General features: G+C 64.6%; 19 protein-coding genes and 1 pseudogene. 13 read left to right on the top strand and 7 right to left on the bottom strand.

Going from position 1 to position 24,704, the window contains the following annotated elements; translation table 11 throughout:
* Nucleotides 1-22 precede the first annotated feature (22 nt).
* Nucleotides 23-1,762, bottom strand: a complete 1,740-nt coding sequence (locus tag FHR20_RS07930) for a vWA domain-containing protein (protein ID WP_167298978.1) — start codon at nucleotides 1,760-1,762, stop codon at nucleotides 23-25.
* 106 nt (nucleotides 1,763-1,868) lie between these two features.
* The gene (locus FHR20_RS07925) at nucleotides 1,869-2,414 is read right to left on the bottom strand and encodes an RNA polymerase sigma factor (RefSeq protein ID WP_243857151.1); all 546 of its coding nucleotides are present in this window, start codon (nucleotides 2,412-2,414) and stop codon (nucleotides 1,869-1,871) included.
* A gap of 1,636 nt (nucleotides 2,415-4,050) precedes the next feature.
* On the opposite strand from FHR20_RS07925, the gene FHR20_RS07920 reads away from it, so the two are divergent.
* Nucleotides 4,051-4,377, top strand: coding sequence for a phage portal family protein (locus FHR20_RS07920; protein WP_208413441.1), 327 nt, complete (start codon nucleotides 4,051-4,053; stop codon nucleotides 4,375-4,377).
* 497 nt (nucleotides 4,378-4,874) lie between these two features.
* Here the strand turns inward: FHR20_RS07920 and FHR20_RS07915 are convergent, their stop codons facing one another.
* Entirely contained in the window at nucleotides 4,875-9,173 is a 4,299-nt protein-coding gene (locus FHR20_RS07915; RefSeq protein WP_167298976.1) for an RHS repeat domain-containing protein, read from the bottom strand.
* 59 nt (nucleotides 9,174-9,232) lie between these two features.
* Nucleotides 9,233-9,454, bottom strand: a complete 222-nt coding sequence (locus FHR20_RS07910) for a hypothetical protein (protein ID WP_243857150.1) — start codon at nucleotides 9,452-9,454, stop codon at nucleotides 9,233-9,235.
* Between the two features lie 128 nt (nucleotides 9,455-9,582).
* On the opposite strand from FHR20_RS07910, the gene FHR20_RS07905 reads away from it, so the two are divergent.
* A complete protein-coding gene (locus FHR20_RS07905) occupies nucleotides 9,583-10,023 on the top strand; it encodes a hypothetical protein (protein ID WP_167298975.1) in 441 nt (146 codons plus the stop codon).
* A gap of 167 nt (nucleotides 10,024-10,190) precedes the next feature.
* On the opposite strand, the gene FHR20_RS07900 is transcribed toward FHR20_RS07905, so the two are convergent.
* Nucleotides 10,191-11,612 (bottom strand): aminotransferase-like domain-containing protein, encoded by a 1,422-nt coding sequence (locus FHR20_RS07900; RefSeq protein WP_167298974.1) that lies wholly within the window; start codon nucleotides 11,610-11,612, stop codon nucleotides 10,191-10,193.
* A gap of 210 nt (nucleotides 11,613-11,822) precedes the next feature.
* On the opposite strand from FHR20_RS07900, the gene FHR20_RS07895 reads away from it, so the two are divergent.
* Nucleotides 11,823-12,545, top strand: coding sequence for a transporter substrate-binding domain-containing protein (locus FHR20_RS07895; RefSeq protein ID WP_167298973.1), 723 nt, complete (start codon nucleotides 11,823-11,825; stop codon nucleotides 12,543-12,545).
* Nucleotides 12,542-12,928 carry a Rid family hydrolase gene (locus FHR20_RS07890; protein WP_167298972.1) on the top strand — a complete coding sequence of 129 codons (387 nt, stop codon included), beginning with the start codon at nucleotides 12,542-12,544 and terminating at the stop codon, nucleotides 12,926-12,928. The genes FHR20_RS07895 and FHR20_RS07890 overlap by 4 nt, the downstream gene beginning before the upstream one ends.
* Before the next feature lie 132 nt (nucleotides 12,929-13,060).
* Here the strand turns inward: FHR20_RS07890 and FHR20_RS07885 are convergent, their stop codons facing one another.
* A complete protein-coding gene (locus tag FHR20_RS07885; RefSeq protein WP_167298971.1) occupies nucleotides 13,061-13,309 on the bottom strand; it encodes a hypothetical protein in 249 nt (82 codons plus the stop codon).
* 87 nt (nucleotides 13,310-13,396) lie between these two features.
* On the opposite strand from FHR20_RS07885, the gene FHR20_RS07880 reads away from it, so the two are divergent.
* The 9 genes from FHR20_RS07880 (at nucleotide 13,397) to FHR20_RS07840 (ending at nucleotide 24,059) form a co-directional block, all read left to right on the top strand.
* Nucleotides 13,397-13,735 (top strand): hypothetical protein, encoded by a 339-nt coding sequence (locus tag FHR20_RS07880; protein ID WP_167298970.1) that lies wholly within the window; start codon nucleotides 13,397-13,399, stop codon nucleotides 13,733-13,735.
* A 61-nt stretch (nucleotides 13,736-13,796) separates the two neighbouring features.
* On the top strand, nucleotides 13,797-15,062 hold the full coding sequence (locus FHR20_RS07875) for a TolC family protein (protein WP_167298969.1): 1,266 nt from the start codon (nucleotides 13,797-13,799) through the stop codon (nucleotides 15,060-15,062).
* Complete coding sequence (locus tag FHR20_RS07870; RefSeq protein ID WP_167298968.1) at nucleotides 15,059-16,222, top strand: efflux RND transporter periplasmic adaptor subunit; 1,164 nt, start codon at nucleotides 15,059-15,061, stop codon at nucleotides 16,220-16,222. Before FHR20_RS07875 ends, FHR20_RS07870 begins: the two co-directional genes overlap by 4 nt.
* 3 nt (nucleotides 16,223-16,225) lie before the next feature.
* Nucleotides 16,226-19,483: an efflux RND transporter permease subunit gene (locus FHR20_RS07865; protein WP_167298967.1), complete on the top strand. Its 3,258-nt coding sequence runs from the start codon at nucleotides 16,226-16,228 to the stop codon at nucleotides 19,481-19,483.
* 11 nt (nucleotides 19,484-19,494) lie between these two features.
* Nucleotides 19,495-19,821, top strand: a complete 327-nt coding sequence (locus tag FHR20_RS07860; RefSeq protein WP_167298966.1) for a DUF190 domain-containing protein — start codon at nucleotides 19,495-19,497, stop codon at nucleotides 19,819-19,821.
* Between the two features lie 70 nt (nucleotides 19,822-19,891).
* Nucleotides 19,892-20,293 carry a CopM family metallochaperone gene (copM, locus tag FHR20_RS07855; protein ID WP_167298965.1) on the top strand — a complete coding sequence of 134 codons (402 nt, stop codon included), beginning with the start codon at nucleotides 19,892-19,894 and terminating at the stop codon, nucleotides 20,291-20,293.
* A gap of 37 nt (nucleotides 20,294-20,330) precedes the next feature.
* Nucleotides 20,331-21,017, top strand: coding sequence for a ZIP family metal transporter (locus FHR20_RS07850; RefSeq protein ID WP_167298964.1), 687 nt, complete (start codon nucleotides 20,331-20,333; stop codon nucleotides 21,015-21,017).
* Between the two features lie 64 nt (nucleotides 21,018-21,081).
* On the top strand, nucleotides 21,082-23,562 hold the full coding sequence (locus FHR20_RS07845; RefSeq protein WP_167298963.1) for a heavy metal translocating P-type ATPase: 2,481 nt from the start codon (nucleotides 21,082-21,084) through the stop codon (nucleotides 23,560-23,562).
* Nucleotides 23,559-24,059 (top strand): SRPBCC family protein, encoded by a 501-nt coding sequence (locus tag FHR20_RS07840; protein ID WP_167298962.1) that lies wholly within the window; start codon nucleotides 23,559-23,561, stop codon nucleotides 24,057-24,059. The genes FHR20_RS07845 and FHR20_RS07840 overlap by 4 nt, the downstream gene beginning before the upstream one ends.
* A 195-nt stretch (nucleotides 24,060-24,254) precedes the next feature.
* Here the strand turns inward: FHR20_RS07840 and FHR20_RS07835 are convergent.
* Nucleotides 24,255-24,527, bottom strand: a pseudogene (locus FHR20_RS07835) (transposase); the annotation flags it as partial.
* Between the last annotated feature and the right edge of the window lie 177 nt (nucleotides 24,528-24,704).

The following is a 24,704-nucleotide window of genomic DNA, read 5'->3' as shown; positions in this document are numbered from 1 at the left end:
GGCGGCGGCACCCATCGAGTCATCATTGGAGTGCCGCCATCGCATGGGCGGTCTTGGCCGCGCGGACGAGCTGGATGAACTCCGAGCGATAGCCGAAACCATCTTCTCCGCGCGCCGCGCTTGCCATGCCCAGGACTTCATCGAAGCCGAGCTGGCCATTGTAGCGCCCGCCGCGCAACAGCTCGGCGAAGCCCGCCACCGCGGCCGCGAAGCGCGCGTCCCGGGGCGCGTCCTCGAACCGGGCGAAGGTGGTGCCGCGATCGATCGGCGTGGTGAGGAGGCGGCTCGTGTCGGACTTGGGCAGCTTGTAGCGGATCTTGACGAAGCCCAGTTCGTCGCTCCGGGCGCCTGCCGCGACAGGCGCCTGCTCCGCGTAGCGCAGGTCGCCGATGGCGCGCGGGCCGCCGACCGGAGTCACTTCGTAGATGGCCGTCACGGTCTGGCCGGATCCGACATCGCCGGCATCGACCTTGTCATTGTCGAAGTCGTCGCGGTTCAGCATCCGCGTCTCATAGCCGATCAGCCGATATTCGGAGACGGCGCGGGGATTGAACTCGACCTGGATCTTCACATCCTTCGCGATGGGGAACAGCGTCGAGGTCGCTTCGTCGACGAGCGTCTTCCGCGCCTCGCCGATCGTGTCGATATAGGCGGCCGCGCCATTGCCGTTCTGGGCGAGCGTCTGCATCAGCGCATCATTGTAATTGCCCATGCCGAAGCCCAGCACCGAGAGGAACACGCCCTTGCCGCGCTCGCGCTCGACATAGCCCTTCAGCTCGTTGTCGTTGGTGATGCCGACGTTGAAGTCGCCATCGGTCGCCAGGATCACGCGGTTGACGCCCTTGGGATCGAAGTTCTGCTCGGCGAGCGCATAGGCCTGGCGGATGCCTTCGGCGCCCGCCGTGCTGCCGCCCGCACCCAGCCGGTCGATCACGGCCAGTATCTTGTCCTTGCTGCTCGCCGGAGTGGGCTCGAGCGCAGTGCCCGCGCTGCCGGCATAGGTGACGATCGCCACGCTGTCCTTGCCGTCCAGCTGGTCGAGCAGCATCGCCAGCGACTGCTTGACCAGGGGAAGCTTGTTGGGCGCGTTCATCGAGCCCGATGTGTCGATCAGGAAGACGAGATTGGCGCGCGGACGGGACGCGCGCTGGATCTCATATCCCTTCACGCCGATCCTGACGAGCTTGCGCCCCGGCGACCAGGGGCTCGGGAACACGGCGACATTGGTGCTGAACGGCTGGTCCGCGGTGCGCGCGGGCGCATAGTCATAGGGGAAATAATTGACCATCTCCTCGGTCCGCACCGCTGCCGGCTGCGGCAGGACATTCTGGTTCAGCGACGCGCGTACGAACGAATAGGAGGCGGTATCGACGTCGAGCGAGAAGGTGGAGACGGGCTCTTCGCGGACGATCTTGAAGGCGTTCTGCTGCGTCGCGGTGAACTTGTCGCGCCCGGTGTCGCGATAATAGGGGGGCGCCGGCATCGGCTCGGCCCGCGCGACATAGCCGCGGCTGCGGGCTGCGGGTGCGAAGGCGGGCGAAGCGGACGAGAGGGCCGTGACGGGCGTCGCGGAGTCGCGGCGGCCTGCCACGCGCGAGCCGGTCAAGACGATGTCCTGCGCTTCCTGCGCGGTCTTCGCCTCGGGTGCCGGCGCGGCAGCGGCCGGATCGGGAATCGCGGCGACGCGCCTGTCGGAATCGGTGCAGGCTGCGACCAGTGCCAGCATGAGTCCGGTGGCGAGCGCCTGGGACAAACGGGGCATGTCTTTCTCCCTTGGTTACAGCGGGCGAGATCGTCCGCATCCCCCTTGGACGCGCGGTTCCGGGAGATCCTTGGGCGAGGATCGGAATTTTTTCCGCGCGGACGGATCAGTCGTCCGCGCCCGGCTTCCCGGCGACCATCCGCCGTACTTCGTGCATGCGCCACGAGACCGTCGCCTCCGCCACGCCGAGGATCGCGCCGGCCTCGGCATGCGTCAGCTGCTGTCCGGCGACGAGAATCGCAGTATCGCGATAGGCCGGGGGCAGGCGGGCGATCGCGCTCTTCACCCAGAGCGCGTCGTGCAGGTCGCGCCCGTCCGGCCCCCGCGCCAGCCCGGCCAGCACCGCAAGCCGCTGGGCGACGCCCCCGAACGACCGGCGGCGACGGTGCACGTCGCGGCAGGCATTGAATACGATGCCGCACAGCCAGGTGGAGAATTTCGCCTCGCCGCGAAAGCTGCCGATCCGCTCGACCAGCGTGCAGCACACATCCTGGGCGACGTCTTCGGCATCGGCACGCGAGCCGGTCAACTGCCAGGCCAGGCCATGGATGCGGTCATAGTGGCGCTCCACGAGCAGCCGGAACGCCTCGCGTTCGCCGACGACCGCGCCGGCCAGGAGGTCCGCATCCGGATCGGCGGGGTGCATCTTCATGGCCCCAGCAGGCCTGGCCGCGGCGGGACAGCGGGGTCGCATCGATTCCCGGAACTGTGCGGCGCTCTTTCCCCCGGCATGTTGCACTATTTGCCTCAATCCCGGCTGTGGCGCCATCGGGCATCAGAAGCCGGCCTCCGAAGGCGAGGCCTGGGCACGGTCGAGCGTGAGTAGGTTGCCCCCAATGTGACGCTGTCGAGCGAGGCGTTCGACGCGCTTCGAGCGCGTATTCCGAACGCCAAGCCGAATGAAATTGCCGGCGCACTGCGGCCCGGTTCGATCACGATGTGAATCGCGATTTCCTACATGTCCAGCGGATGCCGCGTCGCGTTCAGCATTGTTATAATGCTACCGCCGCGCCCGGGCGGCACGTAGTGCCTGGTGGTGGCCCAGCCGGAGGCATTAGCCAGGCACCTGGCGGGGCACCTTTTTAAAGCTCAGCAAATGCCCACCACCTAGTTTTTATATTTATCTCGCACCATCCTAATAATGGCCACCATGATAAAAAATAGTACTGCGCTTAATATCAAGAATATAACGTATGCGCCGACGACTTGATATACAGAAATTCCTTTACCATACAAAATAATCGACGAAAAAACCACAATAGACATAATTTGAACGAAGAAAAACAATATTTTCGTTATGCGCCACGTCGCATCGATTAAAATTACCTTGTCCATGGCTGGCGACCTAATGGTGGAGAAGAAACGGAAGATATACCAAAATCACCGCCGCTGATCCTGAACAAAATACTTCCGCTAAAGATCCCATAACTGTGCGTTCCAGGTCCATTCGTGAAGGAATTCGAGTCGATACCTCCATGGTCGATGCAAGGTTCATCCATCTTGCTTTCGGAAGAAATGATGTATCCATCATTGCAGGTTACATCATAGCCAACCGAGTCTGCCTGCATGAAGCGTCCCAGGGTGGGCGAATAGATGCGGGCCTTGCAATAATACATGCCCAGCTCGGGCATCCAGGCCTAGCCGGTATATTGGAACCGCCCGATACTGCCGGCAGCCGGGATGCCGTATTCGTCATGGCATCCAAACTCTATGTGATTCCTTCACCACAGTTGGGGCATTTTCTGCGCACCCAAGGAACGCCCACCTGAAACGGCCCAAGCTTCCAGACAAAAGGTGAATGGTTACACGCCGGGCAACGCAATATAAATGTCATTCCGCATAGTATAAGCAAAGGCGTCATGTATATTAAAGGCAAGAAATTAGTCATCCACGATGCAATCGTGATTGCAATGGATAGCAAAATAAATGCTAGTAGCGCACCTCTATGTATAATCATTAGCATTCACTCATGTTCGTAAATGGTAATGGGAGTAATTCTGTCTTACCTTGAGAGTAATGTCCACTTACCGGCAGCGGTGGCCATGGTATCATGTTTATCGCCGGGCCAGCGGAAACCGATATGGGTGATAGAATGTTTCCTCTGGTGAAGGAGTAGTTAACGGCGACGGGACCAACGCCCAAGCCGATTACGCTATACTCTCCAGCAAATGACTGAAGGTCCTTCGCCACTCCGACCTGTCCGCCCAGCGACCCTCCATAACCGAAAGAGCCACTCCAAGGTACGGCGGTGGTTTCGCCGGTGACAAAAGCGCCTCAAGAATCTGTTCGTGCATGCGCCAGGCGGGAAGGAGGGCAGCCTCAAGATCCTGCCGATCGCCGAAGTGGGTGCGAAGGACGAATTCCTGGGGATCAAGACGGCGACGCGCGACGACGTGCTTGCCGCGCACCGGGTGCCGCCCTCGCTGATCGGCATCGTGCCGGCGCGGGGCACGACGCCGGGGAACCCGCTCCACTCGGTACTGATGTTTCTCGCCCTGGAAATCATGGCCCTGCAGCGGCGGTTCGAGCAGGTGAACGACCAGACCGGGCGCCCGCTGGTTGTGTTTGACAATACGCAGCTCATGGAAGCTCTGACGGGGCTGACGGTGAGCTAGGGCGCAGGCACCGCCCGATCGGGCGCGATCGGGCGGGCGCGATCCGGGTGGCGGCCCGGCTCAAGCATGATGTAAATCGCGGTTTCCGGAGCGGCTGGCATATTGGAAGTGATTCTGATTTCCGCTGGCGGGACGCCATATTCGTCATAGCTGTTGATTGCGAGCACCGCCTCGCCAACCCGGACTGGGATCAGATGTGTATGGCCTGGTGAGGCAATGCTCCTTTGCTATCCGTAGCTCCAGCCGATATTCAACTGTGACGCGCGGCGATTATCCAGCCCACGATTACCACCGGAAAAGCGGAAAAAAATGGTAAAAAGTCTAGATCATTCCGGTGAGACAAGTGTATCAATAGTGATACCACAGCATACATGATACCGAATAGGAGCAACAAAGCAAAAATAGAGGCCCATCCCTTCCAATTGGATGGAATATAGCCCCACAGTATTTTCTTGAACCAAATCTCTTTCATGACGCTCATCCCAGAAAAAACTGTGCTAGCGTGGATAGCAGCCGGTAGACAAAATCTTAGTGTTCGTTTTGTATCCACTCACATCAAGTCCCAACCCCTTGGCAATTCCTAAGTTGAGACTAAATATGCCGCCATTACCAAGTGACAGGCTTCCACTGAAAATGGCAACATTGACGTTGTAAGTCATGGCCTCTCCGGTCAGGTCACTAGGGCTACCCGCGTTGGAGAACGTCAACCCGCCGCCTATACCCGCAGCCGCGCCCAAGGTGAGACCCTTACCTTGGTTGAGGGTTCCAGCGAACCCGCCGGTAGTCATGTAATTGACAACCGTGCCGTTATCAAATCTCAGTCTAGATACAGACGCTTGTCCTCCCGCGCCAACCGCACCGATGCCGGCCTCGATTGATGCTCCACCCCACACGCCACTGGCACCTGTCGAAGGGAGCCCTGAGGACGGGCAGCCTCGGTCCTCTTGCGATATGTTCGGATTTGTTGCTTGTGTTGTTTGAGCGCCCCAGCCACCGCCAGACAGAGCAGAAGATATACCAAAATCACCGCCGCTGATCCCGAACAAAATACTTCCGCTAAAAATCCCATAACTGTGCGTTCCAGGTCCATTCGTGAAGGAATTCGAGTCAACTCCTCCATGGTCGACGCAAGGTTCATCCATCTTGTTTTCGGAAGAAATTATGTATCCGTCATTGCAGGTTACATCATGGCCGGTCGGGTCAATGAGATTGATTGGGTCTCCCCCGGTATATGCATAAAGATTCAAGCCGGCGGTATAGCCAACCGAGTCTGTCTGCATGAACCGCCCCAGGGTCGGCGAGTAGATGCGGGCCTTGTAATAATACATGCCCAGTTCGGGCAGCCAGGCCTGGCCGGTATACTGGAACCGCCCGATATTGCCGGCAGCCGGGATGCCGTACTCGTCATAGCTGTTCACGCCGATGACGTTGCCCGAGCCGTTGGTCGCCGCGACGACCGAGCCGCGCTCGTCGGTATGCAGCCAGCGCCGGTCGCTCGTGCCCGAGCCTTCGTACCATGTCACCGTTTCATCCACGCCCGGGCCCGGCACGTAGCGCTTGATAAGTGTCCAGGCCGACCCCGCGTTGATTTCCCCTATCATCTGGCTGCCAGACCAGAGGAAGCGCGTGTCCACTCCCGTGCCGGTGTTGTACGATTGCAGCAACTGCCCGCCGCCGGGCTCGTAGTTCATCGTGACACCCGGCCCGGACACCAGCTGGTTCTCCACCGTATAGCCATAGCCCGAGCTGCCCGAACTGGTCAGGTTGCCGCGCCCATCATAGCCGATGCTGGTCGAGCCCGCGCTCGTCGCCTGGTTGAGGCCATTGATCCCATAGCCGCGATCGACATTGTAATGCCCGTTCCAGGCATAGGCATCGTTCGAGCGAGTCAGCGAGGCGATCTGCCCCGCCGGATTGTAGCTGAAGCCGTGCGTGAAGTCATAGGCACTACCCGCCAGATCCTGGGTCAGCGACGTAAGCCGCGACACCGCGTCATAGCCATAGCTCGTCGTCGTCCCGTTGCCGCGTGTCACGCTGGTCCGCCGGCCGAGATCGTCATAGGCATAGGTCGCGAGCACGCCCGCGCCCGAAGTTGCGCCATTCTCGCGGATCGCGGTCACCTCGCCGGTGACATAATAGTCGTAATCGGCATGGAAGCCGTCGTACCAGGTGAGCCGCGTCTGCCGGCCCGCCAGGTCATAGGCATGATAGGTCGGAGCATTATAATTCTGCTCGGTGACTACGCGTCCGAGCGCGTCATAGGTGAATGCGTTGACTGCCCACCCATCGCCCGTGGCATTGGTCACCCGGCCCAGCAGGTCATAGCTATAGGCCACATCCCAATTGGGCGCGCTGCCCGGCGTGACTTTGCTGGTGACGCGATTGAGATTGTCATAGCCATAGGTGATCGTCTGCCCGTCGCGCAGGCGGCGCGAAGTGACGTTGCTCGCCGCGTCATAGCCGAGCTGCTCGTAATCGCTGCCCGAACTGGTGCCCGAGCCGGCGGTCGTCACCGGGTAGGAGGTCTTCGACAGCCGGTCGAAGCCGTCATATTCATAGCTGGTCTTGTTGCCCTCGCCATCGGTCACGCTCGCCAGCTTGCCGTTGTTCGTATAGGCGCTTGTTGCCTCGTTCGCCTGGTCGGCGGTGCCATAGGCGGTCTGGACCGTGGTGACTTCGCGGGCGCTGTTGTAGAGATTGCGCGTGATCCGGTCCGGTCCCGCCGCGCCGGTGGTGGTCGCCGTGCAGGCGCCGGGCAGCGAGCCCCAGGTCGCGCTGTTCATCCGCACCGCGGAACAGTCATAGGTGCCCGCCGCGTCATAGCTGCGCTGCGTCACCTGATAGATGGTGCCGCCGGCGCTGGCCGTCTGCTTCACCGGGCGATCGACGCCGTCATAGTCGGTCGCGGCTTGCTGCAGGCTCGTGAAGCCGGCCCAATCGCCGTCGCTCTGGCTGTTGACGTTGCCGGTCTCGGTCAACGTCACCCGACCCTTCGGATCATAGGTGGTGCGCTGCGCGCGAGGCTTGAGCGGCCCGGCGCCATCCGGGTCCGCACTGACGACGCCGACCAACTGGCGTGCCGCATCATAGCGATAGCGCGTGGTGTCCGCAGTGCCCGGGAGCGGCCCGTCCACCGTCCGCGCATTGCCGACATCGTCATAGGCGATGGTCGTGGTTGCCGTCAGCGAGCCATCGCCGGCGCCCTTGCTGACGACATTCGGCAGGCCGTTGATGTCATAGGAAATGCTGATCTTCACTTCGTCGGCCGTGCCCGCGCAGGACGCACTGGTCTGGCAGGCGGAGATGCTGCTCACCTGCTGCGCGCCATTGACGGTCGTGTAGCTGTACGTGGTGGTCGGGCGCGTGCCGCCGCTGGTCGCAGCAGGTGCGGCGACGGTCAGCAGGTTGCCGGTGCTGGTGTTGTAGGTGTAATCGGTCTGGTTGCCCTTCGCATCCTTCGTCCAGTTGGGCTGGTTGCACTTGGCGGCAGAGATGCAGGACGCGTCGTAATCGGCGGGCGTCACGACGTCCGCGAGCCCGGACCCCGATTTCGCCACGGCACGCTTCTCGGTCACGTTGCCGCGGCTGTCATAGGTGAGCTGGGTGTAGTTCCCATCAGGCTGCGTAATGCGCGTCACGCGGCCGCTCGCATCATACTGCCAGCTGGTCGTCCGGCTGAGCGGATCGATCCTCGACGTCATCCGCTGCGATGCGATGTCGAATGTGTAGTTGGTCGCGCCCGCGTTGGGCGGGGTGACCGTCACATAGCGCACCCCGCTCGAATCATAGGACGAATAGCTCGTCGTTCCGGCCGCCGTGGTCACCGCCGAAACCCGGCCACCGGAATAGGTCACCGTAACATCCTCGGCGCTGCTGCCGGGCCGGGTGATGCCCAATAGGCCACCAGCGCTGGAGCGATAGCCTGTCGTCCTGCCGATCTCGTCCGTGACGTTGTAGACGCCGCCGCTGGAGCCGAAACTCTGCGTTCGTACACTTGCCCCGGGCACCGCCGTATTCGTCATCGAGACGGCGGTGATATCGCCCCAGCCTGTCCAATAGGTGTTGTTCGGAACCTGATCCGGGTCCCAGTCAAGGCTATCCCAGTTCCCATAGAGGTAGTTCAGCCGATATTTGGAATTGTTGGTGACGCTGCCGATCCGGTAGGCCGTCTTGGTCTGGGTGCAGATATAGCCCCCGCCGCTGGGCTTGTTCGCCGCGCAATAGGTGGTGCCGTCATAGCTGTAGGTCAGCACCTCGCCCCCCGGGCGGGTGAGGTCGGTAATGAGGCCGGTCGTGGTGCCATAGGGATAGGCGCCGACATAGTTCTTGGTGAAATGGGCGACGCTGCCGTCCGCCATGATGTAGGTATAGACATTGCCGCTCAGCGACAGTCTGGTCCCGTTCCCCTCGGTGCCCGTATAGGTGCTGCCCGAGACGGTGAAGCGATCGGCCTTGCCGCCGATATAGATAACGACGCTGCTGCCGCTGACGCTCAGCGAAGCCATCAGGTTGTCGCCCGAGCCGCCGCCGCGGAAGATCAGCTTGTAGGCCAGTCCCTGCGCGCCCGACTGGCCGGCCGACAGTGCCGGCCCATCGGCATTCATCGTTCCCAGGAACAGGTCTACGCCGTTCGCATCGATCGACTCGCGCACCGGCACGGTGGCTGCGGTCTGCGCCCTGGCGACGGGGCCGAGTACGGCGCCGCCGATCGCCGTGGTGGTGAGGATCGAACAGGCGAGCAGCCTGGTGACGGTACGGCGGCCGCGCGGGCGCACGGGCCCGATGTGATTCAGCATGAATCCCCCTCTTTTGATCTTGTGAGCATCAATCCGGGCGCAGAGGGCGCCGCGCGAGATCAGGGCGCCGGGTTCGGCGAGCCGGTGACCTTCACGTTCTTGCGGTTGTTGGCCTTGTCATGGGTGTATTCGGCCTTGACGCCGTTGTTCACCGTGCCCGAGCGCTCGACCTTCACCAGCCGGCCTTTGGCATCATAGGTGTAGGTGACGGTCTCCGAGGCCCGCGCCGATGAAGCAATCATGGCGGCCAAAGCCAGTCCGATCAGAATACCTGTACGCATCCTTGCCCCCTCTCGATCTGACTCAAGCAGCATCGCACGACCGAAATGAACGGGCAACTGGTTACTGATCAGTACAACTGCTGCTCGGCACCTATACGGACCAGATACCGTTCAGTGGCCTTGATCGCATGCTGCCTTCCTCCGAACAGCGGTTGGCGGCGGGAGCGCTGGTCGCAGATGTCGGGATAGTGGTCTACAAGACCATGCTTGCGATGCCGCCAGAGGCGCATCCCGCGATGCTCGGCCTGGGTGCGCAGTTCGACACGGTGCTGCGCGTCGCCTGGTTGCCGCCGGTAGCCACGCTCGGACTGGCGCTTCTCGGGCTTGGCGCTGCGATCATGTTGGGCATGACGGCCTGGCCGCGTTGGTTTGCGCTGATCGCGAATCCGGTATCGCTGGTCGGCATCGGGACCGGACTTGCGTTCGTAGCGCCCGAACCAGTTGCGACTTGGCTGGGCGGCGCGGCCTTCAACCTCGGTTTCCTGGCCCTCTATGTGGTTTCGACCGCGTTGCTCTGGAACGGTGCGGTCCAACCCATTAGTGCCGCAAGGCCCAACTGCGACGGGTGAACCACAGGATCATGGCTGCTTTGAAAGAGGGCCATCGGCTGTTGGGGCGCAGCCTGGGCACGTTGCGCTCTTAGAGCCTGTTCCGAGCCATGTCGTGCCCGTTCGCGCGAGCCTGGATTGTGGGCTCAGCGGCGCGAGAGCAAAGCTCCGAGTTCGTGTGGATCGAGCTATCCGGCCGAGAGCAATCCGTGGGCGAGCAAGCCCAGACGGCGCACTCCATCCGCGATCCGCTCGTCCCAGCCATGTCCGGCGCTCAGGCGGAGGCAATTCCTGAACCGCCGGCTGGCCGAGAACACGTCGCCGGGCGCGAAACAGATGCCTTGTTCGAGCGCCCGGTCGAAGAGCGCGCGTGAATCGAAAGGCTTCGGCAATTCGAGCCACAGAACAAAACCACCGGAAGGACGACTCATCTTCGTTTCCGGCGGAAAACTTGCCTCGATCCCATCTGCCATGCTCGCGAGCGTTCCCTGCAGCAGCTGGCGGACACGGCGCAGATGGGCGTCATGGCCGCCGCTCGCGAGAAATTCGGCGAGCGCGACCTGTGGCAGGACAGCGCCGCACAGGCTGAAGGCAAGCTTGCGCTCCATCACCTGGTGGGAGCGGCCGCCCGCCGCGATCCAGCCAATCCGGTAGCCGGGCGCCAGGCTCTTCGAGAACGAGCTGCAATAGATCGTATTGGCACCCCCATCGAGCGCGATGAATGGCTTAGGCCGCTCCAGGCCGAAATAGAGATCGCCATAGACATCGTCCTCGATGAGCGGGATGTCATGCCGTTGCAGGAGATCGAGCAGCGCCCGCTTGTCGGCTTCGGCCATCATCGAGCCGAGCGGATTGTTGAAGCTTGAGGCAATGGCAAACGCAGCCACCCGCTCCGTTTCGAGAAAGCGGCCAACCGCGAGAACATCGATGCCGCGGACGGGATCGGTTGGCAGCTCGAGCGCCTTCAACCCGAGCATCTCCAGAGTGTGCAGCAATCCCATATAGGTGGGGGATTCGACCGCGATCGTATCGCCGGGTTTGGCGACGGCGGTCAGCGCCAGCGTCAATGCCTCCGTGCAGCCGCTCGTGATCACTACATCATCCGGCGCGAGCATGTGCCCGACGCGGATGGCGCGTTTGGCGATCTCGCCGCGGAGCGCCGGGTCGCCCTGCGGGGTGCCGTAGACATTGTACCGCGTGCCACGCTGGCGAGCTGCACGTGCGAGCGCGAGATCGAGTTTCTTAGATTCCAGCAGTGCGCCATCGGGCACGGCGCAGCCGAATGGCAGGAATGCGGGGTTCGAGGAATGTTCGAGCAACCCCGCGACGGCACCGCTGATCGATACGGTAGACGATTTCGCGCGGGGACGAGAAGCAGATGGTAGGTCAAGTGCGTTGCGCTGCTTCGGTGCGACATAGAAGCCCGATCGCGGCCGCGCGACGATTGCTCCGCGATCCTCGAGGTTTCGGCAGGCCTGCAAGGCAGTCGAGATGCTGACGCTATATAGTGCGCTCAATGCGCGCACCGAGGGAACGCGAGATCCCTGCGGGAGGGCGCCATTGTCGATCATGCGGATGATCAACTCGGCCAGCTGCTCGTATCGGTACATAGGGGACTATCGGGAAGGGAAGTGGTTGACGATGTCGCTTGGTAGCGCCCCGCATCCCGGCAGCCAAGAATCTGTTATGCCCGAAGAGGCCGATACTGTGTCTGTTATGGCTTCTGCACGCGCTCTATCTTCCCCCAATGACTGTGCTGTCCATCGCGCATCGATCGCACGGCAGCGCCTGGATACCCAAAGCCCGTTAGCGAGAAGACCATGAACGTCAGAATTGCCTATATCGAAGAGCCGCCCTTCTACTGGACCGGCGATGACAAGCGGCCAACCGGCGCGGATATAGAGGTCGCGGAAGCGGTCCTGCGCGCGATCGGCGTGACGTCGATCGAGTATCACCTCACCTCGTTTGGAGAATTGCTGCCGGGTGTCCAGGAGGGGCGCTGGGACATGAACGTCCCCATCTACGTTACGGAAGAACGTGCGCGGGAAGTGGCGTTCAGCGATCCCATCTGGACGATCGGCGATGGGTTCGTTGTCCGATCGGGCAATCCGAAGGCACTGACCAGCTACGAAGCGGTCGCGGCGCGTAATGACGCCCGGCTTGGCCTCATTCGGGAGCAGATCCAATATGCCGCGGCGAAGGCGGTGGGTGTCACCGACAGCCAGATCGTGATCCTCAAGAGTCAGCCAGAGGGTGTCGCGGCGCTGATGGCGGAGGAAATCGATGCCTTCCCTGGTACCGCGATCGGCAGCCGCGCCATCGCGGGTGCCAACCCCGCGCTGGAATCGATCGATGTCGATGCCGGCACCTCGAGCGATGCACCGGTCGGCGCGTTCTCCTTCTCCAAGGATAATCGGGGCCTCCTTGATGCGGTGAACAAGCAGCTTCGCCAGTATCTGGGCTCGGCCGATCATCGTGCGCGGGTAGCGAAATACGGCTTCACCCAAGCGGAGATCGACGGCGTGATCGGAACCGCACAGTGACGATCACGCTGCACAATCCGGCGACGATCGCGCCGCCATTTTCCTGCTACAGCCATGGTGCTTCCGTGCCGGCCGGCGCGCGCTGGCTCCATGTTTCCGGACAGGTCGGGGTGACACGGGACGGTGTCGTTCCCGCCGATCCGGAACGGCAGATAGCGTTGGCCTGGGACAATCTCGAGGCGGTGCTGGCGGACGCTGGCATGGACATGACCGATCTGGTGAAGGTGGACGGTTTCATCACCAGCCCCGATCTGGTCCCTTTCTATCGGGAAGAGCGCGAACGTCGATTTGCCGGGCATGCCGCCGCGACGACAATGGTCATCGTCGCAGGTCTCGCAGAGCCCAATCTGCGGGTGGAAATCCAGGCGATCGCAGCACGCTAGAAAGCTAGTGGAGTTATCCAGAACGTCCTCGGCTGGGCGCCGGTTGATAGTAAATCGCCTGACCATGCTGCGGGCCTCCTGTCAGACGGAAATGCGCCCCAATTATCGACATTCGGCCGCCGATTGGCGATCCTAAAAGCTGTCGGTGGCTGAGGCGTGGATCTTCACCTCGGTTGTCGCGACCACAGCCTCGAGGGAAACGCCGTTCGCTGCATTGAGCAGCATCTTCGAATGCTCGCGCAACGATGTCGCGTCGAACGTCGGCCTGCTCGCCGCGGGCGCACTGGCGGCATTGATCGCTCTGCCCGGGCCCGATATGCCGGTCGTACTCGCGATCAGTTTGTTGTTCTTGCGCTCGACTTTCCGGGTACCGATCAGCACCCGGCCGGATTGGCCTCGTCACGCCGCCGCCGGCTTCGTATGTGCCGCGGCTTGGAACTTCGCCGGACAGCTGCTAAGGCAGGCCCGATGCGCTCCCTCTGGACCCTGCTGACCATCTGCATGGTCGCGATGTCGCTGTTCGCGACGTCGCTGGCGCATGCGACCGAGGTTCCGCTAGGTTGCGTCGACACCCAGACCGCTGTCGATATGGGGCATGCCGACGGCGATGCCGATCAGGTCCCCGCCGATGGCGACAAGGGCTATCCCCATCATCATGGCGGCTGCCACGGCCATCAGGTCGTGCCCAAGATCGTGAAGGACGCGCCGTTTGCACGCGCGGTCGCCAAGGCGCGGCTGACGCCGGCGCCTGCCTATTTCCTGCCGGCAGCGACCGCCGACCCGGCGCTGAGACCGCCACAAGCCTGACCGTCACGCTCCCGCCGGACTCTGTTCGCGCGGGCATGTCTGACAGTCAGGAGTTTCCTACATGCATCGATTTGTCGCGGCGTTGCTTGCCGCGGCGTCCTGTGCGGGTATCGCGCAGGCGCAGACGTCACCGCCGCCCGCGGGCGCGCAGGACGCCCTAACGCTCGACGAGGCGCTGGCCGAGGCCGGCCTGTCCTCTCCCTCCAACGAGGCTGCCGCCGCCGGCGTGCGGGCGTCCGAATCCGCGCGCACCGTTGCCGGCCTGCGGCCCAATCCTTCGGTCTCGGCCCAGTCCGAGAACGTCGTCGGCACTGGCCCCTATCGCGGGTTCGGCCAGGCCGAGACCACGGTCACCTTCTCGATGCCGGTCGAGCTGGGCGGCAAGCGCGGTGCGCGGGTCGGCGTCGCCGATGCGCGGATCGGCCGGGCACAGCTCGACGCCGCGATCACGCTGGCCGATGTCCGGCTGAAGGTCGCCCGGGCCTATATCGAGGCCGTGGCGGCCGAACGCCGGCTCGGTATCGCCCGGGACCAGTTGAAGATCGCGGATGAGGCGCTGCGCGTAGCCAAGGATCGGGTGATGGTCGGCGAGAGCTCGCCGATCGACGAGCAGCGCACTTCCGTCAACCGGATCAACGCGCAGACCGACCTGGAGCGCGCCGAGCGCGCCTATCAGGTGGCGCGGAGCAATCTCGCGCTGCTGACCGGGCGGGCGGTGAATACGCCGCTCGACCAAGCCTGGTTCGAGCGGACCGGAGGCTATGGCCCGGCGAGTGAACCGCGCGCCGAGGGAACATTGGCCTTTGCGGCGGCCCGAGCGGACCTGCGCATCGCGGATGCAAATGTCCGGCTGGCACGCAGCCAGCGCGTGCCTGACCTGACGGTGAGCGCGGGCGCGCGGCGCCTGTCCGCCACCGGCGACACGGCGGCGGTGTTGGGCGTGTCGGTGCCCTTGCCCTTCTTCAACAATGGGCGGGCCTTGATTTCCCAGGCACGCGCCGAACGGGACCAGGCGGATGCGCGCCAGTGGGCGGCCAAGCTCGACGCCGAGCAGGACATCGCCAATGCCCGACGCGATCGCGACAATGCCGAGGCGAGTGTCCGGGCATCAGGCCCTGCGCTGGCCGCCGCGACCGAAGCCGCTCGCATCGCGCGGCTCGGATATGGGCGGGGCAAGTTCGATCAGCTTGTGCTGCTCGAGGCCGAGCGCACTCTCGCCGAGACCCGTAACGCCGCGGTCAATGCCCTTGCCCAATATCATGATGCCGAGGCCCGATTGGCGCGCCTGATCGCGCCGGCGCCCGCAGTTTCCGGAGACAATCGATGACGAATGAGAACAAGCGCCTTCTGGGCGGCGCGGCCGGCATCGCGCTGGTCGCGGCACTGGGCGGCTATGGCATGGCCCAATGGAAATCGGGGCCCGCCGCGCCGATCGGTGCCGAGGCGCCGAAGCGGGATGCGGCCGCCGAAGCACTGCCCGACAGCGTCGCGATGACCGAGGATGCGGTCCGCCAGGCCGGTATCGCGACGGAGGCGATCAAGCGTGGCGGCCTGGGTGCCGAGATCGTGTCGCAGGCGACTGTCGCTCATGCGCCCTCGGGCGAGGCGATCGTCACCGCACGCGCAGCCGGCGCGGTCACTCGCGTGTTCAAGCGGCTTGGCGATCCCGTCCGCGCCGGCGAGGCGCTGGCGATCGTCGAAAGCCGCGACGCGGCGCAGATCGCTGCTGATCGCTCGGTCGCCAATGCCAAGGTCGTGCAGGCGCAAAAGGCGCTCGCTCGCGAGCAATATCTCTACAAGGAGCGTGTCTCGGCCAGGGTGGAGCTCGAACAGGCCCAGGCCGAAGCGGCGACCGCGGCGGCCGAGGCGCGCCGCGCCCAGGTGGCGGCCGGTGCGGCGAATGTCACCCGCGACGGCCGCGGCGTGATCGTTGCCAGCCCGATCTCGGGCAAGATCACCGCCGAGGCGGTGTCGCTGGGCGCGTTCGTCCAGCCCGAGACCGAACTCTACCGCGTCGCCGATCCGAGCAAGATCCAGATCGAGGCCGCGATCGCGCCCGCCGACGCCACCCGCGTGACGCCCGGCGACCGCGCGATCGTCGAGCTGCCCGATGGCCGTACCGTCGAGGCGAGGGTTCGCGCGGTCACCCCGACGCTGACCGGGGAGTCGCGCTCGGCGACTGCGGTGCTCGACGTGCCCGCCGGGCTGCAGCCGGGCCTTGCGGTACGGGTACGCCTGCTGCCCGCCAGGGGCGACTTCACCAAATCGATCGTCGTGCCGGAGGATGCGGTCCAGTCGCTCGAAGGTCGCGATGTCGTCTTCATCCGCACTGCCCGGGGCTTCCGCGCCGTCGGCGTTCGGCTCGGCCAGCGCAGCGCCGGCCGGGTCGAGATCGTCTCGGGCCTCCAGGCCGGTCAGGCCATCGCCACCCGCAACGCATTCCTGCTCAAGGCCGAACTCGGCAAGGGCGTGGGCGAGGAGGAATAAGCGATGATCGCAAATATCATGGCGCTTTCCGTGCGAGCACGGTGGGCGATCCTCTTCATATTCCTGGCAATCGCGGGCGTCGGAGTCTGGCAGCTTACCAAGCTGCCGATCGATGCGGTGCCCGACATCACCAACAAGCAGGTCCAGATCAACACCGTCGACCGCGGGCTTTCGCCCGTCGAGATGGAGAAGCTCGTCACCTATCCGATCGAGACGGCGCTTGCCGGCATTCCCGGCCTTGAAACTACGCGATCACTGTCGCGGAACGGCTTCAGCCAGGTGACCGCGATCTTCTCGGATTCGACCGATCTCTATTTCGCCCGCCAGCAGGTCGGCGAGCGGCTCACCCAGGCAAAGGAAAGCCTGCCCCAAGGTGTCCAGCCGCAGATCGGACCCGTGACCACGGGCCTTGGCGAGGTCGTCATGTACACGGTCGGCTATGCCAATCCGGGCGGCAAGGGCGCGCCCAAGGCCGACGGACACGCCGGCTGGCAGTCCGACGGCAGCTATCTCACGCCCGAGGGTGAGCGGCTGACCGATGCGGTAGCCAAGGCCGGCTATCTGCGCACGGTGCAGGATTGGATCATCCGGCCGCAGCTTCGCACGGTAGCCGGGGTCGCCGGCGTCGACTCGATCGGCGGCTATGCCAAGACCTTCGTGGTCGAGCCGGATCCGGTCAAGCTCTCCAATTACGGCATCTCGTACAGCGAGCTGGGCGAGGCGCTGGAGAACGCCAATCTCGCGGTCGGCGCCAATTTCTTCAACCGCGGCGGGGAAGCCTATCTCGTCCGTGCCGATGCCCGCATCCGCTCGGTCGAGGAGATCCGCAACGCAGTGGCGGCGACGCGCGGCGGCGTGCCGATCACGGTCGGCCAGATCGCCAATGTGAAGGTCGGCGGCGATCTGCGTACCGGTGCCGCCAGCATGAACGGCGAGGAAGCGGTGGTCGGCACCGCGCTGATGCTGATCGGCGAGAACAGCCGCATCGTCGCCAAGGCGGTCGGCGACAAGCTCGATCAGGTCGCGAAGACCCTGCCGCCCGGCGTCAAGGTGCAGGTGGTGCTCGACCGCGCCAAGCTGGTCAACGCCACCGTGTCGACGGTCGAACGCAACTTGACCGAAGGCGCGATCCTCGTCGCGGCGGCACTGTTCCTGCTGCTCGGCAACTGGCGTGCAGCGATCATCGCGGTGCTCGTCATTCCCTTCTCGTTCCTCATGATGGCAATGGGCATGAACGCGTTCCGGGTGCCCGGAAACCTGATGAGCCTCGGCGCGCTCGACTTCGGCCTGATCGTCGACGGTGCCGTGATCATCATCGAAAACTGCCTGGCGCGCCTCGCGCACCGCCAGGAGCATGAAGGCCGGCTGCTTTCCTTGCGCGAGCGGCTGGAAGAGACGATGCGGGCGAGCCAGGAGATGATCCGCCCGACCGTGTTCGGCCAGGCGATCATCCTGCTCGCCTTCGCGCCGCTGCTGATGTTCACCGGCGTCGAGGGCAAGACCTTCTCGCCGATGGCGATCACCATCATGCTCGCGCTGGTCGCAGCCTTCATCCTCGCGATCACCCTGGTGCCGGCCCTGGTCGCACTGCTGATTCGTGGGCGCGTCGCCGAGAAGGAAGTCTGGCTGATCCGCAAGTCGAAGGAGCGGTATCTGCCGCTGCTCGACAAGGCGATCGCACGGCCATGGCCGTTCATCATCGGCGGCCTGGCCTTCTTCCTCGCCGCGGTGCCCGCCTTCGGCCTGCTGGGCTCGGAGTTCATCCCGCAGCTCGACGAGAAGAACGTGGCGCTCGCTTCTACCCGCGTACCCTCGGTCAGCCTCGACCAGTCGCTGGCGATGCAGCGCAAGGTCGAGGAAGCCGTGCGCAAGCTGCCCGAGGTAGAACTGATGTTCTCCAAGACCGGCACGGCAGAGGTCGCCACCGACCCGATGCCGCCCAACGTCTCGGACGCGTTCGTCATCCTGAAGCCGCAGGAGCAATGGCCCGCCGGCGTGACCACCAAGGAGCAGGTGCTCGCCCGGATCGAGAAGGCGGCGGGCAGCCAGCTCGGCAATCTCTATGAGCTGAGCCAGCCGATCCAGCTGCGCTTCAACGAGCTGATCGCCGGCGTTCGCGGCGATGTCGCGATCAAGCTCTATGGCGACGATCTCGACAAGATGTCGGCCTCGGCCAACGAGATCGTCCGCGTGCTCCAGGGCATTCGGGGCGCGGCGAGCGTCAAGGCAGACCAGACGGGCGGCGCGCCGACCCTCGACATACGCTTCGATCGCGCCGCGATCGCGCGCTACGGCCTGACCTTGAAGGAAGTCGCGGACACCGTCTCCGCGGCGATGGGCGGGCGCGAGTCCGGCCTGCTCTTCGAGGGCGATCGCCGCTTCGAAGTGGCGGTGCGCGTGCCGGCGACGACACGCGCCAATCTCGACGAGGTGCTGGCGCTTCCTGTCCTGCTGCCGCAGCAGGACGGTCGGGCGCGGCGGTCGATCCCGCTCAGTCAGGTCGCCCAGATCCGCTTCGCTGACGGGCTCAACCAGATCACGCGGGAAAATGGCAAGCGCCGCGTCGTGATCCAGATGAACCTGCGCGACCGCGATGCCGGCTCGTTCGTCGACGAGGCAATGGCCAAGGTCGGACAGGTCGAGCTCCCGGCCGGCTATTATCTGGAGTGGGGCGGCCAGTTCCAGAATCTCCAGGCGGCCGCACAGCGCTTGTCGATCGTGGTGCCGATCTGCTTCGCGATCATCTTCGGGCTGCTCTACATGGCGCTGGGTGGCCTTGGGCGCGCAGCGGCGGTGTTCCTGGCGGTCCCGCTGGGGCTTGCCGGCGGTGTGTTCACGCTCGCCATGACGGGTATCGCCTTCTCGGTCTCGGCTGCCGTTGGCTTTATCTGCCTGGCCGGCGTGGCGGTGCTCAACGGGCTCGTCGTGATGACGGCGATCCGCGAGCGGCTCGAGGCGGGACTCGCGCTGGCGCAAGCCATCCGCGAAGGCATGGCCGAGAAGATGCGCGCGGTCGTGATGACCGGGTTCGTCCCCGCTATCGGCTTCGTACCGATGGCGCTCGCCCATGGCACCGGCGCCGAGGTCCAGAAGCCGCTCGCCACCACCGTCATCGGCGGCCTGATCGCCGCAACCATCCTCACGCTGCTGGTCCTTCCGGCCATTGCCAGGGTCGTCCTCGGCATGACCGAAGGCCGCAGGGCGAAGCGTGAGAGCGAGCAGGGGCAGGGCGGCGACGCCGCGCCGCAGCCCCAAGCCTGAGGAGAGACGAGATGTCAGACGTCAAATTGCTCCGCATCTACACCGACGAGGCGGCCTTTCACGGGGATCGCAAGGCCTTCGAGGAAGTGGCCAGCCGGGCGCGTGACGCCCGGCTGGCTGGAGCGACCGTGCTGCAGGCGCTGATCGGCTTCGGGCGCTCGGCGCACCTGCACCGGCCGCATGTGCTCGAGGAGGATCGGTCGCTCGTGATCGAGATTGTCGATCGCGAGGACCGGTTGCGCGGGTTCGTCTCCAGCATCGCCGATATTGGCGGGATCGGGCTGATCACGCTCGAGCCCGTCGAAGTGCTGCTCGGCATGCCGGCGACCGCCGACTGACCGGCCCGGGTCGCGGCGCGGCTCCGAACCGCGCGGCGACCTGGCCTTTCCTCCCGGAAGCGAGACCGAGATGAAGAACACAGGAACGATCGTTGCCCTCGCATTGCTGGTCGCCGCCTGCTCGCCGCAGGGCGAGACGCACAACTCTCACGAGACACACGATCCGAAGGGGCATGCCGCAGAGAGCCCGTTTGCCCGGGCACCCGATAAAGCCGGCGGCGGCGTGCACGATACCATGAACATGATTTCCGCCGGCGACGCGGACAATGATTTCCTGCGCGCGATGATCCCGCACCACCAGCGCGCGGTCGCCATGGCCCGTACGGAACTCGAATACGGCCGGGATCCTCAGGTACGCGCCCTTGCCGAGAAGGTCATCGCCACCCGGGAAGCGGAGATGGTTCAGATGCGGGCATGGCTCGCGGCGCGAGGCGCCTCGATGGACAAACCCGCCAAGGCCGGTGCCAAATGACGCGCCGCTATTTCCATAGCGCCAGGGAAATCCTCTGATGGGCGCCTTGGCCTATACGCTGATTCCGGTCGCCGCGGTCCTGCTCGGATCGATCATGGCCATTCTCCGGCGGCCGGGCGAGGCGCTGGTCAGCGCGATGCAGCATCTTGCGGCCGGCGTGGTATTCGCGGCTGCCGCCACCGAGATCCTGCCTCCGGTGCTGCATCGGGCATCGCCGATGGCGACGCTTGTCGGGGGCGGTCTCGGCGTCATGGTCATGCTCGGCCTCAAGCGGATCGAAGAGCGCTTCGCCGGCAAGCTGGCGCTCGTCGCGACGGTGGGCCTCGATATTCTCGTCGATGGCCTGGTCCTCGGGCTGGCGTTCCTCGCCGGCGCCAAGGCCGGTCTGTTGCTGACGATCGCGTTGACGCTCGAAGTCCTGTTTCTCGGTCTGTCGGTGACCACCGAACTGGCGGAAGAGACGCGCTCGAAGCCGCGGGCGATCGCGATCGTCGCCCTGCTCGCGCTGATGCTGCCTCTCGGCGCGCTCGCCGCGGTTCCCCTCGCCACGCTCCCGCCTGTGGTGATTGCCGGCTTCCTGAGCTTCGGCCTGATGGCGCTGCTCTATCTCGTCACCGAGGAACTCCTTGTGGAGGCGCATGCGCGGCGGGACACGCCGCTCATCTCCGCCATGTTCTTCATCGGCTTCCTCGTCCTGCTCCTGATCGAGGAGGCGCTGGGATGACGGCTCGTTTCGCATTCCAGTCCCCGCTCCCGACCACTCCCATTCTTGCAAGGGAAATGCTCTGATGCGCGCTACGCTACGTCTCGATATTCCGGTCGTGCTGCCCGAAGTTCCCGATGCGGCGGATGCCTGCGTCGCCCGACTGATCGCCAGCCTTGAAGGCCGGGACGGCATCGCCGAGGCGCATGTCGTCCCACCGCAGGATGGCCGCGAGGCGCAGCTCTGCGTCCACTACGATCCCAACACCTTCTCGCTCGCGCGGATCAGCGATCTGGTGAAGGGGGCGGGCGCGAGGATCACCGGACAGTTCGGGCATCTCCTCTGGGAGGTGGATGGTATCGGCCATGAACGCCGCGCACGCAGCGTCACCGAACAGCTCGAGCGGGTCGGCGGCGTGCTCGAGGCCGAAGCCAGTTCGGCCGGGCTGGTGCGGATCGAGTTCGACCGCAATCGGACCTCGGCCGAGGCGCTGCAGGAATATCTGAATCGGCTCGGCGTCGGGCACCGGGAGCCGGCAAGGCCGGCCCCTTCAAAGAAGCACGATCATCGGGGCGGCCAGGATCATGTGCACGCCGAAGGCGAGGCGCATGACCACGGCCATGCACATGGCGGCATTTTCGGCCCCAATACCGAGCTGGTCTTCGCGCTCGCCTGTGGTGCCCTGCTCGGCATCGGCTTTGCGATCGAGAAGCTGATTGCCGCACCGGCCTGGCTGCCCGTCGCGCTGTTCTTCGGCGCCTATTACTGCGGCGGCTTCTTTACGTTGCGCGAGGCGATCGGCAATCTGAAGCGCAAGCGCTTCGAGATCGACACGCTGATGCTGGTCGCCGCCGCGGGCGCCGCGGCGCTCGGCGCCTGGGCGGAAGGCGCGCTGCTCCTCTTCCTGTTCAGCCTTGGCCATGCCCTTGAGCATTATGCCATGGGCCGCGCCAAACGGGCGATCGAAGCGCTGGCCGAGCTTGCGCCCGAGACCGCGCTGGTTTCACGCGACGGCAAGCTCCAGGGACTGCCGGTCGAGGCGCTCCTTGTCGGCGACGTCGTCACGGTGAGACCCGACGAGCGGATCGCCGCTGACGGTTTCGTCCTCAAGGGCACGACCAGCGTCAACCAGGCGCCGGTAACCGGCGAGAGCATGCCGGTCGACAAAAGGCCGGTGATGGACGAGGCACAGGCGCGCGCCAATCCGGACAGGCTCGAGGCAGCCTATCGCGTGTTCGCCGGCACGATCAACGGCGGCGGGCTGATCGAGATCGAAGTCACTCGCAAGTCGACCGACAGCGCGCTCGCCAAGGTGGTCAAGCTGGTCAGCGAGGCCGAAACCCAGAAGTCGCCGACCCAGCGCTTCACCGATCGGTTCGAGCGGATCTTCGTGTCCGCCGTTCTTGGGTTGGCCGTGCTGCTGCTGTTCGCCTGGGTGGTGATCGACGAGCCGTTTCGCGACAGCTTCTACCGCGCCATGGCGGTGCTGGTCGCCGCCAGCCCCTGCGCTCTGGCGATCGCGACGCCGAGCGCAGTCCTGTCGGGCGTGGCGCGGGCTGCGCGTGGCGGCGTGCTGATCAAGGGCGGCGGGCCGCTCGAGAATCTCGGCTCACTGACTGCGATTGCTTTCGACAAGACCGGCACGCTTACCGAGGGGCGTCCCCGGATCACCGATGTCGTGCCGGCCGACGGCGTCGATGGGCAAGCCCTGCTCGCGATCGCGGTGGCGGTCGAGAAGCTCAGCGACCATCCGCTCGCCCGGGCGATCGCGCGCGACGGCGCGGAGCGCCTCGGCGAACGAGCGTTGCCGGTCGCGAGCGACCTCGCAAGCCTGACCGGGCGCGGCGTCACCGCCACAATCGATGGCGAGCGCGTGACGATCGGCAAGGCCGAGATGTTCGGCGCGGACGGGATCGCGCCGCTGTCGGGCGCCATGGCGAAGGCGATCGAGAAATTGCGGGCCGAAGGCCGCACGACGATGGTGGTGCGCCAGGGCGAGCGCGATCTCGGCGCGATCGGCCTGATGGATACCCCGCGCAAGGCTGCGAAGGACGCGCTCGCCCGGCTGCGCGCGCTCGGCATGACTCGGATGATCATGATCTCGGGTGACAACCAAAGGGTTGCGGAGACCATCGCCGACGAAGTCGGCATCGATGAAGCCTGGGGCGACCTGATGCCCGACGACAAGGTCGGCGCGATCCGCAAGCTGCGGAACCAGGGCAGCGTCGCGATGGTCGGCGACGGGGTCAATGATGCCCCCGCCATGGCCAACGCAACAGTCGGCATCGCGATGGGTGCCGCGGGCTCGGACGTTGCGCTCGAGACTGCCGACGTGGCGCTGATGGCCGACGATCTCGCGCATCTGCCCTTCGCGGTGGGCTTGAGCCGGGGGACCCGCCGGATCATCCGACAGAACCTGTTCGTGAGCCTGGGTGTGGTGGCGCTGCTGGTGCCGGCGACGATCCTCGGCCTCGGTATCGGCCCCGCGGTCGCCGCACATGAAGGGTCGACCTTGCTGGTCGTGTTCAACGCGCTGCGCCTGCTTGCCTATCGGGAGCAGGAATGATGGTGGAAGCGGAACGCGAGATCTCGCTCGGAGCATCGCCGGCGTCGGTCTGGCAACTGCTGATGGACTTCGACAACTATGCCGCCTGGCATCCCTTTGTCCGGTTGAAGGGCGAACCCGGCTTGGGCGAGATCGCCTATACGTATTCGTCCTCGCTCGCGCGCGTCCGCATTCTACTGGCGCCGGCGACGATTACCCGGCTCGATCCCGAGCGCTGCTTCGAATGGCGCAGCGGCGTCCGGCGGATCTTCCTGACGATCGAGTCCTATACGCTCGAACCCAGAGGTGCCGGAACGTTGCTGATCCACCGGCTCGAATATCGCGGCGCGCTCTCAGCGCTGTTGCATGGGCGGCTGGCGCGCAAGGCGAACGCCATGGTTATGCGCACAAGCCAGTCGCTTGCCGCCTATCTCGCCCGGCATCGGCTGAAGGCGTGGGCGCGACCTGGCAAAGCCGGGCCGGGCAAGCCTGCCAGCGGCAAGCGGAGGCGGAGATGAGCGGCCGCGCGAAGGGTAGTCCGGGTTGAAGCGGAGAAGGGAGCGCCCGGCGCGCCCCGATCACCGCGCCAACAGCCTTCCCGCGAAGCGGCTCATATCGCCATGCCGACCGGTTGACCCCGATCAGCCTGCTGGCACGAGGCTCGGAGAAGCCGTGACCGGCCATCAGCCTCTCCATCGCAGCGTAGCGATCCACAGACCGGGTCAGTTTTCTCCCAGCAAATCCTTCAGTGCCGACACGTCCAGCATCGACTCCGCCAGAAGTTTCTTCAGCCGACGGTTCTCATCCTTCAGCGTGCGTAGCCGCGCCGCCTCCGGCACCCTCATCCCGCGATACTTCGACTTCCAGTTGTAGAACGTCGCATCGCTGATCCCATGCTTGCGGCACAGGTGGGCGGCCTTCAGGCGAGCTTAATGCTCGCGCAGCACGGCTATGATTTGATCCTCGGTGAATCGGCTTCGCCGCATCACTCGTCTCCATCTGACGAGCTAACTTACCAATAGCATGATTTCTGGGGAGTACGTCCGAATATGCAAAAGTGTGTACGATGCCGACCCTGTTCAACGCCTTAGTGGATGCGGTTCGGCCCTCGGCCGACCAAACAGTCGCATGCTGGTCCGTCAAAATTCGAACCGGACGGCCGT

The organism is Sphingomonas leidyi (assembly GCF_011761945.1).
GTDB classification, from domain to species: domain Bacteria; phylum Pseudomonadota; class Alphaproteobacteria; order Sphingomonadales; family Sphingomonadaceae; genus Sphingomonas; species Sphingomonas leidyi.
Note: the sequence above shows the minus strand (reverse complement) of the source record. Positions and strands in the feature narration are given on the sequence as shown.

Coding starts and splice junctions, on each gene's coding strand:
- FHR20_RS07860 (WP_167298966.1), top strand. CDS start 19,495: ATGTCAGACGTCAAATTGCTCCGCATCTACACCGACGAGGCGGCCTTT.
- FHR20_RS07895 (WP_167298973.1), top strand. CDS start 11,823: ATGAACGTCAGAATTGCCTATATCGAAGAGCCGCCCTTCTACTGGACC.
- FHR20_RS07840 (WP_167298962.1), top strand. CDS start 23,559: ATGATGGTGGAAGCGGAACGCGAGATCTCGCTCGGAGCATCGCCGGCG.
- FHR20_RS07845 (WP_167298963.1), top strand. CDS start 21,082: ATGCGCGCTACGCTACGTCTCGATATTCCGGTCGTGCTGCCCGAAGTT.
- FHR20_RS07850 (WP_167298964.1), top strand. CDS start 20,331: ATGGGCGCCTTGGCCTATACGCTGATTCCGGTCGCCGCGGTCCTGCTC.
- FHR20_RS07870 (WP_167298968.1), top strand. CDS start 15,059: ATGACGAATGAGAACAAGCGCCTTCTGGGCGGCGCGGCCGGCATCGCG.
- FHR20_RS07880 (WP_167298970.1), top strand. CDS start 13,397: ATGCGCTCCCTCTGGACCCTGCTGACCATCTGCATGGTCGCGATGTCG.
- FHR20_RS07900 (WP_167298974.1), bottom strand. CDS start 11,612: ATGTACCGATACGAGCAGCTGGCCGAGTTGATCATCCGCATGATCGAC.
- FHR20_RS07875 (WP_167298969.1), top strand. CDS start 13,797: ATGCATCGATTTGTCGCGGCGTTGCTTGCCGCGGCGTCCTGTGCGGGT.
- FHR20_RS07910 (WP_243857150.1), bottom strand. CDS start 9,454: ATGCGTACAGGTATTCTGATCGGACTGGCTTTGGCCGCCATGATTGCT.
- FHR20_RS07915 (WP_167298976.1), bottom strand. CDS start 9,173: ATGCTGAATCACATCGGGCCCGTGCGCCCGCGCGGCCGCCGTACCGTC.
- FHR20_RS07925 (WP_243857151.1), bottom strand. CDS start 2,414: ATGAAGATGCACCCCGCCGATCCGGATGCGGACCTCCTGGCCGGCGCG.
- FHR20_RS07930 (WP_167298978.1), bottom strand. CDS start 1,762: ATGCCCCGTTTGTCCCAGGCGCTCGCCACCGGACTCATGCTGGCACTG.
- FHR20_RS07865 (WP_167298967.1), top strand. CDS start 16,226: ATGATCGCAAATATCATGGCGCTTTCCGTGCGAGCACGGTGGGCGATC.
- copM (WP_167298965.1), top strand. CDS start 19,892: ATGAAGAACACAGGAACGATCGTTGCCCTCGCATTGCTGGTCGCCGCC.
- FHR20_RS07905 (WP_167298975.1), top strand. CDS start 9,583: ATGCTGCCTTCCTCCGAACAGCGGTTGGCGGCGGGAGCGCTGGTCGCA.